This is a genomic window from Phyllobacterium sp. OV277, assembly GCF_900104355.1.
GTDB lineage: Bacteria > Pseudomonadota > Alphaproteobacteria > Rhizobiales > Rhizobiaceae > Phyllobacterium.
The window spans coordinates 487,950-500,380 of the sequence record NZ_FNIY01000003.1 but is presented as its reverse complement, the minus strand read 5'-3'; the positions used below and the strand labels follow the sequence as shown (position 1 = coordinate 500,380).

General features: G+C 58.3%; 10 protein-coding genes. 7 read left to right on the top strand and 3 right to left on the bottom strand.

Annotated elements, in window-relative coordinates:
• Together BLU05_RS14330 and glyS are read left to right on the top strand one after the other, a co-directional pair.
• On the top strand, window positions 1-936 hold the full coding sequence (locus BLU05_RS14330; protein WP_175540617.1) for a glycine--tRNA ligase subunit alpha: 936 nt from the start codon (window positions 1-3) through the stop codon (window positions 934-936).
• Entirely contained in the window at window positions 936-3,230 is a 2,295-nt protein-coding gene (gene glyS / locus BLU05_RS14325; RefSeq protein WP_091880985.1) for a glycine--tRNA ligase subunit beta, read from the top strand. The genes BLU05_RS14330 and glyS overlap by 1 nt, the downstream gene beginning before the upstream one ends.
• Before the next feature lie 58 nt (window positions 3,231-3,288).
• Here the strand turns inward: glyS and BLU05_RS14320 are convergent, their stop codons facing one another.
• Window positions 3,289-3,687, bottom strand: coding sequence for a hypothetical protein (locus tag BLU05_RS14320; protein ID WP_091880983.1), 399 nt, complete (start codon window positions 3,685-3,687; stop codon window positions 3,289-3,291).
• 142 nt (window positions 3,688-3,829) lie between these two features.
• On the opposite strand from BLU05_RS14320, the gene BLU05_RS14315 reads away from it, so the two are divergent.
• The gene (locus BLU05_RS14315; RefSeq protein ID WP_091880982.1) at window positions 3,830-4,846 is read left to right on the top strand and encodes an L-threonylcarbamoyladenylate synthase; all 1,017 of its coding nucleotides are present in this window, start codon (window positions 3,830-3,832) and stop codon (window positions 4,844-4,846) included.
• Window positions 4,843-6,258, top strand: coding sequence for an FAD-binding oxidoreductase (locus BLU05_RS14310; protein WP_091880980.1), 1,416 nt, complete (start codon window positions 4,843-4,845; stop codon window positions 6,256-6,258). Before BLU05_RS14315 ends, BLU05_RS14310 begins: the two co-directional genes overlap by 4 nt.
• On the opposite strand, the gene BLU05_RS14305 is transcribed toward BLU05_RS14310, so the two are convergent.
• Window positions 6,214-7,281, bottom strand: coding sequence for a MerR family transcriptional regulator (locus BLU05_RS14305; protein WP_091880978.1), 1,068 nt, complete (start codon window positions 7,279-7,281; stop codon window positions 6,214-6,216). The genes BLU05_RS14310 and BLU05_RS14305 overlap by 45 nt on opposite strands.
• 318 nt (window positions 7,282-7,599) lie before the next feature.
• On the opposite strand from BLU05_RS14305, the gene BLU05_RS14300 reads away from it, so the two are divergent.
• Window positions 7,600-8,172 (top strand): DUF6101 family protein, encoded by a 573-nt coding sequence (locus tag BLU05_RS14300; RefSeq protein ID WP_091880977.1) that lies wholly within the window; start codon window positions 7,600-7,602, stop codon window positions 8,170-8,172.
• A gap of 89 nt (window positions 8,173-8,261) precedes the next feature.
• Window positions 8,262-9,554: an aminotransferase class V-fold PLP-dependent enzyme gene (locus tag BLU05_RS14295; RefSeq protein WP_091880975.1), complete on the top strand. Its 1,293-nt coding sequence runs from the start codon at window positions 8,262-8,264 to the stop codon at window positions 9,552-9,554.
• A gap of 4 nt (window positions 9,555-9,558) precedes the next feature.
• On the opposite strand, the gene ubiA is transcribed toward BLU05_RS14295, so the two are convergent.
• Window positions 9,559-10,569, bottom strand: a complete 1,011-nt coding sequence (ubiA, locus tag BLU05_RS14290) for a 4-hydroxybenzoate octaprenyltransferase (RefSeq protein WP_091880974.1) — start codon at window positions 10,567-10,569, stop codon at window positions 9,559-9,561.
• Window positions 10,570-11,138: 569 nt separating this feature from the next.
• Between ubiA and purD the strand changes: the two genes are divergently transcribed.
• Window positions 11,139-12,422: a phosphoribosylamine--glycine ligase gene (gene purD / locus BLU05_RS14285; protein WP_091880972.1), complete on the top strand. Its 1,284-nt coding sequence runs from the start codon at window positions 11,139-11,141 to the stop codon at window positions 12,420-12,422.
• The last annotated feature ends 9 nt before the right edge of the window (window positions 12,423-12,431 follow it).

The window sequence follows — 12,431 nt, the reverse complement described above, 5'->3', positions numbered from 1 at the left end:
ATGCACCCGACCCGCTCCTTCCAGGGTCTCATCCTGACGCTCCATAATTACTGGGCACAGCAGGGTTGCGTCATCCTGCAACCCTACGACATGGAAGTTGGCGCGGGTACGTTCCACCCGGCGACGACATTGCGTTCACTCGGTCCCAAGCCATGGAAAGCCGCCTATGTGCAGCCGTCACGCCGCCCGAAGGATGGCCGTTATGGTGAGAACCCCAACCGGTTGCAGCATTATTACCAGTATCAGGTGATCATGAAGCCTTCGCCGCCCAATCTGCAGGAGCTTTATCTTGGCTCGCTGCGGGCAATCGGGCTTGATCCGCTGTTGCATGACATCCGTTTTGTCGAGGACGACTGGGAAAGCCCGACGCTGGGCGCCTGGGGTCTGGGTTGGGAATGCTGGTGCGACGGCATGGAAGTGTCGCAGTTCACCTATTTCCAGCAGGTCTGCGGTATTGAATGCACGCCGGTATCCGGTGAACTGACAATTGGTCTGGAGCGCCTTGCGATGTACATACAGGGCGTCGACAGTATTTATGACCTCAATTTCAACGGCCTTGAGGGCGATGAAAAGGTTACCTATGGCGATGTCTTCCTGCAGGCTGAGCAGGAATATTCCAGGCACAATTTCGAACATGCCAACACATCGGTCCTGCTGCGGCATTTCGAGGATGCGGAAGCCGAATGCGCAGCCTTGCTGCGTGCTGGCGCGCCGAAGGATAGCGACAATAGCCCGATGCATAAAATGGTCCTGCCTGCCTATGACCAGTGCATCAAGGCTTCACACGCTTTCAACCTTCTGGACGCGCGCGGTGTGATATCGGTGACGGAGCGGCAGAGCTATATTCTGCGGGTGCGCAATCTCGCCCGGCAGTGCGGCGAGGCGTTCCTTTTGACCGAAGCCGGCGGCATCAATTTCAAGAGTGAGTCCGTATAATGCCTGATCTTTTGCTCGAACTCCGCTCGGAAGAAATCCCGGCCCGCATGCAGCGCAAGGCTGCCGGTGATCTGAAGAAGCTCGTCACCGATGGGCTGGTTGAAGCTGGCCTGACCTATGAGGCCGCTGGTGAATATTGGACACCGCGTCGCCTGACGCTGGATATTCGCGGGCTGACGGCACGCTCGAAGGATGTGCACGAAGACCGCAAAGGTCCGAGCGTCAGCGCGCCGGAAGCCGCTATATCAGGCTTTCTTCGCTCCGCTGGCCTCACGGATATCGCGCAGGCCCATGTCCATACCGATCCGAAGAAGGGTGACTTTTACGTTGCCCATCTGACCAAACCGGGTCGTGCCGCCGAAGAGATCATCGCCGAACTCCTGCCAAAAATCATTCGCGAGTTCCCTTGGCCAAAATCCATGCGCTGGGGTGCAGCATCGGCCAAGGCTGGCAGCTTGCGCTGGGTGCGTCCGCTCCAGTCGATTGTCTGCATGTTTGGCGGCGAAACTGAAGAGCCTGTTGTCGTTGATTTTGAAATCAGTGGTGTACGTTCCGGCAATGTTACCTATGGTCATCGCTTCCTCAGCGATAACAAGCCGATCACCGTGCGCCGCTTTGACGATTATGTCGCCAAGCTGGAAAAGGCCAAGGTCGTGCTTGATGCCGACCGCCGCAAGGAGATCATTCTCGCCGACGCGCAGAACATCGCTTTTGCGTCAGGGCTTGAACTTGTCGAGGATGAGGGCTTGCTTGAGGAGGTTTCGGGTCTTGTCGAATGGCCCGTCGTGCTCATGGGTGATTTTGAGGAAGAATTCCTCGTCATTCCGCCTGAGATTATCCGCCTCACCATCAAGACAAACCAGAAATGCTTTGTGACCCGCAAACCGGACGAGGCGGACAAATTGTCCAACAAGTTCATTCTCGTTGCCAATATCGAAGCCAGCGATGGCGGGAAAGAGATCGCCTATGGCAATGGCAAGGTTGTACGCGCAAGGCTCTCCGATGCCTTGTATTTCTGGACGACCGATCAGCATGATCTGCCTGACATGGAGAAGCTTGCCGCCGCAGCGATCCGCTTTGATCTCGATCTGAAAAAGCCGCTCGACCAGCGTATGGCCAAGCTTGACGCACTCAACGTCACCTTCCATGCCAAGCTCGGCTCACAGGGCGAGCGCGTAACACGCATCAAGGTGCTGGCCCGTGAGATCGCAACTCTGGTGGGGGCTGATCCTGCTCTGGCAGCGCGTGCTGCCGTGCTGGCCAAGGCTGACCTGACAACGGAGATCGTCGGCGAGTTTCCGGAACTGCAGGGCGGCATGGGCCGCAAATATGCTGTGCTCCAGAACGAGCATCCGTCGGTCGCTGCCGCAATCGAGGACCATTACAAGCCGCAGGGACCATCCGATACGGTGCCCAGCGATCCCGTTTCTGTCGCCGTCGCGCTTGCGGACAAGCTCGACACGCTGGTTGGATTCTGGGCTATTGACGAAAAGCCGACTGGCTCCAAGGACCCGTTTGCGCTGCGCCGGGCTGCCCTTGGTGTCATTCGTCTGCTGCTTTCAAGCGACTGGCAGATAGAGCTTCTACCAGTGTTCCAGGCCGCTTTTGCGCAACAGCGCGAAGCGACAATCGAAAAGCACCTCGAGCGCTACGAAGCGCATCAGGCCGCGCAAAACTCAGGCGATGTGGATGGCGAGGAAGATGTCACCAATGCAATTTCCGGTTTCGAAAAGCGCGTGCGCACCGAAGTTGCACAAAGCGCGCGGCCGGTTCTGCTTGATCTCCTCGCGTTTTTCCACGAACGGCTGAAAGTGCATCTGCGCGATCTTGGTGCGCGCCACGATCTGATTGATGCTGTCCTCACGGATGATGCTGATAATCTCCTCCTGATCGCCCGCCGCGTCGAGGCGCTGGTGGTCTATCTCAATTCGGAAGAGGGCAAGAACCTGCTGGCAGGCACCAAGCGTGCGGCCAATATCTTAAGCGCCGAAGAGAAGAAGGGCACAGTCGTCACCGACAAGGTTGATGAAGCTCTGTTTGCGGTTGATGTGGAAAAGAAGCTCTTTGCCGCCATCAATCAGGCAGAGAAGGACGCGGCGCAAGCGATTCAAAAACAGGACTTTTCCGGGGCGATGATTGCGCTGAGTGCTTTGCGTGAACCGGTTGATTCATTCTTTGAAGAAGTGCTGGTTAATGACGAGAATCCCGCCATTCGGGCCAATCGGCTTGCTCTGCTTGCACGCATCCGGACGGCAACCAGCACGGTTGCGGATTTCTCCAAAATCGCTGGTTAAACAATAGAAAGGCGCGAAAACTTCGCGCCTTTTCGTCCTTGCAGCTGGATCGTAAATTTTATTGGATGCTGGCGCGCAGGGGCGTTGCCCCGATATCGGCAATCGGGCTTGCCGGAGTCTGCGTGGCGGGAACCGCCGTTTCCGGCGGCAATGTTGCTGCATTCGCCGCGGCGACAAGAGCGTCTGGTTTGGGTCCATTGCCCTGCAGGCGGGCCATATATTGACGCGAGCGTTCGCGTCGCTCCAGATAGGCCTTGAGCTTGGCGGCTTCTGCGGCTTTCTGCTCGATGCAGGGCGTACAAACAGGGTTTCCGTCGACATCGAAACTGTCATAGCCGATATAGGAAACCGAGTTTGGCCGGGCTGATGGACCTTTGAGCATGATCGAGTCGCCGGCATGCGCAATGACCGGTGCAAGAAGGGCAGCAGCAGTGAGGGCAAGCAAACGGCGGAACATGGGCTCTATCCTTGTGATCCACCCAGCTCTACCAGCCAATCCTTGCCAATTCCCACCATGGTTGGATTCAATTTTACGCATCACCTCATATGGTGAGTTCATCAGCACAGGCTTGCGGCAGGCCCCGCCCATCGTGTAGGCAATGCGCTCTATCGGAGATGTGCCCTTGGCCGAGATAATAGCACCAGATGAGCAGGCAATTTTACGGGCAGCCCAGACGCTGGCTGCGGGCAAGCTCGTCGCTATCCCGACCGAGACCGTCTACGGCCTTGCAGCCGATGCCACGAATGGCGATGCGGTCGCCGGTATATTCGAGGCGAAGGGCAGGCCGCATTTCAACCCGCTGATCTGCCATGTCTCGGATATTGCCATGGCAGAGCGCTATGCGGTCATCGATCCTCTGTCGCGCCAGTTGATGGATGCATTCTGGCCCGGCCCGCTGACATTGGTTCTGCCGCTACGCCCCGGTACCCATATTCATCCACTGGTTGCGGCAGGTCTCGACACGGTGGCACTGCGCATGCCGCGCGGTATCGCTGGAAAGATCATTGCGGCGCTTGGCCATCCGCTGGCCGCACCCAGTGCCAATACATCGGGCAAGATCAGCGGCACCAGTGCTCAGGCCGTCGCGGATGATCTGGGGGAAAAGATCGCGCTGATCCTTGATGCTGGACCGTCCGAAGTCGGGCTGGAATCGACTATTCTCAAGGTGGATGACGATGCGGTTCTGCTGCTTCGTCCGGGCGGACTTGCGGCTGAGGATATCGAAGCCCTGATCGGCCATTCCTTGCAGCGCATGGATCAACGGGCGGCTATTCAAGCGCCGGGTATGATGGCCTCACACTATGCCCCGTCAGCCGGGGTGCGGCTCAATGTGCATGAGGTGCGTGATGGCGAGGCGCTGCTGGCATTCGGTCCTGAACGTGCCGCCGATGCGCACAAGGCAAGCGCCCGGCTCAACCTCAGCGAGGCGGGCAATCTGCGTGAGGCCGCCACCAATCTTTTCGACTACATGAAACGCCTTGACCGTCTTGGCGGCGCGGTGATTGCCGTCGAGCCGATCCCATTCACCGGACTGGGCGAAGCCATCAATGACCGCCTTGTCCGGGCCGCCGCGCCGCGCGTGCCTCCCATTGAAGAGTTGGAACAGATCAAATGACCCTGACGCCGGAACTTGCTGCCCGCTTTATATCCATTGTCGGCGAGAAGAATGCCTTGCGCGATGCGCATGATATCGAACCCTATCTGATTGAACCGCGGGAGAAATTCGGCGGCAAGACGACGCTGGTCCTGCGCCCGTCGGAAGTGGAAGAGGTCTCGGCCATTTTGAAGCTGGCCACCGAAACCGGCACAGCCATTGTGCCGCAGGGCGGCAATACCGGCCTCGTCGGCGGCCAGATGCCCGATGCGTCAGGCGAGCAGATCATCCTGTCCCTGTCGCGCCTCAACAAAATCCGCTCTGTCGAACCCTCGGGCAATCTGATGATTGTCGAGGCCGGTGTCGTCCTGCAGAAAGTGCAGGAAGCAGCTGAGAAGGCGGGACGCCTGTTTCCGCTGTCACTGGGCTCGGAAGGCTCCTGCCAGATCGGCGGCAACCTTTCGTCCAATGCGGGCGGCACGGCAGTGCTTGCCTATGGCAATACGCGCGAGCTTTGCCTCGGCGTCGAAGTGGTTCTACCGACCGGCGAGATTCTCAACGATCTGCGCTACGTCAAGAAAGACAATACAGGCTATGATCTGAAGGACCTGTTTGTCGGTGCGGAAGGCACGCTTGGCGTCATCACCGCTGCCGTGTTGAAACTGTTTCCGCTGCCCAAGGGCAAAGGCGTTGCCTATGTCGGGCTGAACAGCCCCGATGATGCGCTGAAACTGCTGGCACTAGCGCAAAGCCATGCGGGCGCGTCGCTGACCGGTTTTGAACTGATGCCGCGCGTCGGTGTCGAGTTTTCCGTCGCCCATACGGAGGGCGTACGCGATCCGCTGCAGGGCGTACACAACTGGTATGTGCTGATTGATATTTCCTCATCACGCTCGGCTGAAGACGCGCGCGAAACGATTGAGGCTATTCTGACGGAAGGTTTTGAAGCCGGGCTGGTGGAAGATGCAACGATTGCCGACAGCACCGCCCAGGAAAAATCCTTCTGGCATATGCGCGAAGCCATGTCGATGGCGCAAAAACCCGAGGGCGGCTCGATCAAACACGACATTTCCGTGCCCGTGGCGCGTATTCCGGAATTCATTACCGAAGCGGATGCGGCAGTGCTCGAAATGATCCCCGGAGCCCGCATTGTTTCCTTTGGGCACATGGGCGATGGCAACCTGCACTACAACATCACCCAGCCCAAGGGTGCCGACAAGGAAGCATTCCTTGCGCGTTGGGGCGAGGTCAATGCCCGTGTTCATGGCATTGTCCGTGCCTATAAGGGCTCAATTTCCGCAGAGCATGGCATTGGCCAGCTAAAGCGCAAAGAGCTGTCGGAAACCAAATCACCCGTGGCGCTCGATCTGATGCGCCGCATCAAGACATCATTCGATCCCGCTGGCATCATGAACCCCGGCAAGGTGATCTGACTGCTTTTGCGGTCGCCATGCAATGACACCTTCGGTCCGCGCCCGCACCACGAGTGACGCCAGACAGGTGGCAACAGCCTCATATCCGGGCGCGCCGGGATATGGCGCTACACATATGGGCGGGCTATGATTGGCGGGGCAGAAGATGATTGTTTCATCGCTGCCAACAGCAGCTAAATCCAGGATCGCGCTGGAGCGCGTCATCAGGAACAGCGGCTTGGTATCAGGGCCGCGCCGTTTGAAATAAGCGCTAAGAGCTTCTTGGCTGGCCTGATCCAGCCCCTGTTCGACCATGTCGACCACCAGCATGGCGGCGGTGGAAGACTCCATCGCAACAAGAAGTGCGATCAAGGCCTGTGATGCCGTGGCACCATCCTCGACAAGCCACGCTACAATCCCGTCCACACGCCGTTTAAGGGCTGGGTCAGCTTCCATCCGTGCCATGGCGTTATCCGCTGACCGGTCCAATCCGATGAAAGCTGCATTCGGCAAAGCTTTGGCTATGGCAAGTGCCAGCCGTGTCTTGCCGCTGCCTAATGGACCGATGATATAGTTGAGTGCCCTGATATCGGATAACGCAAATTCTTCACCGCCCCACGGCCATGGAAGATCGAATGCAATTCTAACTGTCGGGGCAGGGCGGATCAGTTGCGCCAGCTCTCCGGCATCAGGCGTGCGGCCAGCGGCAATATTTGTTCGCATAGCGGATACTTTTTCAATCGTACCGGCGAGATGGTGTAGCTGCCTTTGGAGCACTGCCTGATGTGCTGTTAATGCCGGTTCCAGAGCTTGCCGATCGCCTTTGAGAACCCTCGCTATCTGCGCGAGGCTTAAACCCAGATGGCGCAGGGCAGCGATCTCGCCAGCCCGTGCCATCTGAACCGGACCATATGTCCTCCATCCTGCTTTGGTGCGGACAGGAGCGATCAGGCCCCGTTGTTCGTAAAGGCGAAGTGCCTTGGCGGATACACCGAGCCGTCGTGCTGCTTCGGAAGGGTTCAGGAACTGTGCGGAAGAATTCACGACTCACCTCGTTCGTTGTTGACCGCTCTCCTTATCGGGGCAGTCCCAAGGGCCGGGTCAAGAGCAGGCTCACACAATCTGGCGGTTTATGCTCTGTCAGTGTTTTGTTTATCTCTCTTTTCGAAACCTTACCGATGGTCGAATTTCGATAACCATTCCCCGCGATGAGAATTGATTAACCGCGTTCGTTAAGCGGAACCGGGGGGATTGGCGCCTATTGTTTCCCCATACGAGACCAGAAAAAATTGGTCCGCTCTACAGGGAAATACAAAAGAGAAGACCGGAAAACCGGCTCTCAGGATCGACAGAAGGCGTCACATGAAAAAAGCCGGAGCAAAGCCGGTTTGGGCAGGCCAGGAATTCAGGCTCGACCCATTCCACCTGCCACAGACCGTAACCTACGCCACGCGCGATGACCGCGGCGATATCACTTTCTCGCTGCATGAGCGGGGCGCGGTGGTCAAGCGGGTGCTGCCAAACAGCAACCTGCCCATCTCGCTGGCTCTGCCAGCCTGCGCCTTTCAGGGGGTCACGGCCCGTGCCGCCGAGGACGAGCTTGGTGACATCACAGTGACACTTGAGCTGATGCATAGCGATCCGCACCTTTCAGTGCCCTTGCTGGTGGCGCATGATCTCAATGACATTGCTGCGGATTGGCGCGCCTGGTCGTCGCTTTTCAAACTGCCGATGATGCTTGTCGAGGAAGACGGCGAAGCCCGTCAGCTCGAACAGAGCATTGGGCCGGTGGCCGTGGCAGAACCGAAAGAACGCCGTCAGGGCCGTGAACCGCGCCGCCGCCGTCCGCGCTTCCTTGCCCGCCGTAAAATGGGTGATCTCGGTCTGCGCCTCGTCGTGGGCGGTGAAGAAATCATCACTTCGGGCAGACGCTGACAAATACTCAATCGGCGATTTCCTTCATGCAGTTGTGACGTTAGGGTTCTAATCAGGAACCTAGGCAACACTGTATGAGGGGCTCTCCGATGCCGGGTATTGAACGTCGTCATTTTCTGATCGGCAGCGCTATGACCGCGCTCGCCGCAACAGCCATCAAGGCATCCGCAGCGGAAACCGCTATGCTTCCAGCCGCCAATGACATGGCCATAGCAACCGATCAGTCCTATTGGGGCGCGGTTGGCGATCTCTATGATGTCGAGCGTTCCATGGCTAATCTCGAGAACGGCTATTGGGGCATTATGGCCCGGCCAGTTCTGCAGGCCTATCTGGAAAATACCCAGCGCGTGAACAGGCAGAACACCGTTTATGCGCGCAACGTGTTCAGCAAGGATGCCGAAGACGTGCGCAACCGCGTTGCGGCGGCAGTTGGCGCGGCACCGGAAGAGATCGCGCTGACACGCGGCGCGACGGAAGCCCTGCAAAAGCTGATCACCGGCTACAACAAGCTGCAGCCGGGCGATACGGTGATCTATTCCGATCTCGACTATGATTCGATGCAATATGCCATGAATGCGCTGGCCAGCCGTCGCGGCGTTGAGGTCAAGACCTTCGCCATTCCGGAACCGGCCACGCGGGAAGCCGTGCTTGACGCCTATCGCGCGGTGCTGGAAGCCAACCCGAAGGCGAAACTCCTGCTCTTGACGCATTTGTCCCACCGGACAGGTCTTGTCATGCCAATCCGCGAGATCGCCGACATGGCGCGCGCCCGCGGCGTGGATGTGGTTGTTGATGCCGCCCATTCGTGGGGGCAGATGGATTTCAAAGTCACTGATCTTGGTGCGGATTTCGTCGGTTTCAACCTGCACAAATGGATCGGTGCACCTGTTGGTATGGGCTTTTTCTATATCCGCAAGGAAAGGCTCGCCGATATTGACCGGGATCTGGCCGATGAAGACTGGCCAAAGGATGATATCCGTTCGCGCGTTCACACCGGCACAACCAATTTCGCCGCGACCCTGACGGTACCCGCTGCGCTTGATCTGCACGAGATGATCAGTTCAAAACGCAAGCAGGCGCGACTGACCTATCTTCGCAATTACTGGGTGAACAAGGTTCGGGCCATTGAAAGCATCGAAATCCTCACGCCTGACGATGACACCATGCATGCGGGTATCACCTCGTTCCGCATCAAGGGCAAAATCAGCAAGGATGACAACACGGCCCTGATGACGGCATTGCGTGACAAGCATCATGTGCTGACGGTGCGCCGCGCGGGGGTAACCAAGGGCCAGTGCCTGCGCGTATCACCAGCGCTCTACACAACCGAGGCGGAACTTGACCGGTTGGTTGAAGGGCTGGGTGCTATCAGTTCGACCTGACAGGCTAGAAGAACGGTTTCACCACCGTCCACAGCGCGCCAAGCACCAGCCCGGCGAAGATCAGCCAGCCGACGACCTTGTTTGAATGGAACAGGCGCAGACATTGCGCGGGGTCGTCAATGTCCAGCACCATGATCTGGCGGTACATATGCGCGCCTGCTGCCAGAAGGCCAGCGACAGCGGGCATGGGCACTTCCGCCATGGCAAAGGCCCAGAGGAACAGCACGAGCGCGCCGCCATACAGCACCATCAGCGCCTCGCGGGTACGGCTACCGAACAGTCTTGCGGTTGAACCCACACCGACCAGCGCGTCATCTTCCTTATCCTGATGTGCGTAGATCGTGTCATAGCCGATCACCCAGAGGATAGACCCGGCATAGAGCAGCAGCGGCGGAAGGAAATCTTTCAGCGTTGCCGGTGCGCCAAAATGCGCCGCCCAGCCAACAAGAGCGCCCCAGGAAAACGCAAGACCCAACACCAGCTGCGGCCAGTTGGTGAAACGTTTCATGAAGGGATAGATGGCGACAATCACCAGCGAGGCAATGGACAAAAGAATGGTAAAACCATTGAACTGGATAAGCACGAGCAGGCCGACAAGCGCTTGCAGGGCGATGAATATTTTCGCCTGTTTGCGCGTCACCTGACCCGAAGGCAATGGCCGCGACCGCGTGCGTGCCACCTGATTGTCAATATCCTGATCCGCAAGATCATTATAGGTACAACCAGCACCACGCATGGCAACCGCGCCAATGAGCAACAGCGCCAGATGCCAGGGCGAGGGGATGATCGACCAGACGCTGTCGCCAACCTTGGCTCCCGCGCTTGAAGCCAGCGCAACGGACCACCAGCAGGGCCAAAGCAGCAGCCACCAGCCAATAGGCCGATCCCAGCGCGCCAATTGCGCATAGGGCCACAGCCATGCGGGGAGCGCCCGATAAACCCAATGCCCCGACGGCGCATCGAAAACGCGGCCTTGGCCTTCGCTTGACTGGATAATGTCTTTTTCTGATGTCATGGCGTGACCTTGCAGCGAGCGCTTTGCCAGTCAAGTAAATATTGCAGGAAATTGCCGGTGGGGGTGCTGATATCGTTCGCGTTTGGACGTTAGGAGAAAGTGCTCACCCCCCTCTGTCCTGTCGGACTACCGGGGCGAGCCACGGGTCTCGCCCGTCCTTCGGACCCCCCACAAGGGGGGAGATCAGCTGTCATTACTGCCTTTGCACAATCAGCAACGCTTCCGGTTGTGGGAAAGCCTTACTGTCAATGTGATCTCACCCCTTGTGGGGGAGATGCCTGACAAGGCAGAGGGGGGTGAGCGCTTGGCGGAAAAATGTGCGTGGTTCGTGGTTCGACAAGCTCACCATGAGGGAGAGTGGGGATGCAAGGGAGCTTCATTCTGCCATATTGCAGAACTTGACTCCCTTTCATCACCCCTCTCCCTCATGGTGAGCTTGTCGAACCACGAACCACGAACCACGCGCGCCCCAAACACCTTTTCCAAGCAAATCTGTGATTGCGTGCTTGACCCCCGGCGCTCAAGGCCATACCGACACAGCAACCCCCTATGCACGGAGCAGAAAAACGATGAACGTCTTGCTTATTGGTTCCGGTGGCCGTGAACATGCTCTGGCGTGGAAGATTGCCGCGTCCCCCGTGCTGACCAAGCTTTACTGCGCGCCCGGCAATCCCGGCATTGCGCGCGAGGCTGAATGTGTGGCGCTTGATCCTGCCGATCATGCGGCCATTATTGCCTTCTGCAAGGAAAAGAGCATCGATTTCGTTGTGGTGGGCCCGGAAGCACCGCTGGTTGCGGGGATTGCCGATGATCTGCGCGCGGCGGGTATTTCCGTGTTCGGCCCGTCCAAGGCGGCGGCACAACTGGAAGGCTCAAAAGGTTTCACCAAGGACCTGTGCGCCCGCTTCAATATTCCGACCGGTGCCTATGGCCGCTTTACCGATGCCGCTGCTGCCCGCGCCTATGTGGAAAAACATGGCGCGCCCATCGTGGTCAAGGCGGATGGTCTTGCGGCGGGCAAGGGCGTTGTTGTTGCCATGACAGTGCAGGAAGCGCTCGATGCGGTGGATGCCTGCTTTGACGGCGCATTCGGCGGCGCCGGTGCCGAAGTGGTGGTGGAAGAATTCCTTGATGGCGAGGAAGCCAGCTTCTTCTGCCTCTGCGATGGCAAGACCGCGCTTCCTTTCGGCACGGCGCAGGATCATAAGCGCGTCGGCGATGGCGATACCGGTGCCAATACCGGCGGCATGGGTGCCTATTCGCCCGCGCCCGTCATGACGCAGGCAATCATCGAGCGCACCATGCGCGAACTGATTGAGCCCACCATGCGCGGCATGGCTGAGATCGGTGCGCCGTTCAGCGGCGTGCTGTTTGCCGGACTGATGATCACCAAGGACGGCCCGAAACTGATCGAATACAACACCCGCTTTGGCGATCCGGAAACGCAGGTGCTGATGCTACGGCTGAAGGATGATGTGCTGCTTCTGCTGAAAGCTGCCGCTGACGGTGCGCTGGATCAGGTGTCGGTGCGCTGGAGCGATGATCCCGCGCTGACCGTCGTCATGGCGGCAAAAGGCTATCCTGCTTCTCCGGAAAAGGGCAGCGTCATTAAAGGCGTTGATGCGGCCCAATCGGACAATGTTCAGGTTTTCCATGCGGGCACTGCCGAGAAGAACGGCGAACTCGTTGCCAATGGCGGGCGTGTGCTTAATGTCACATCGACAGGCAAAACTGTACAGGAGGCACAGGATGCTGCCTATGCTGCAATTGCCCGGATAGACTGGCCAGAAGGCTTTTATCGGCGTGATATTGGCTGGCGCGCCATTATCAGGGAGAAGGGTGCAGTGCAGTAAAAACTTTGT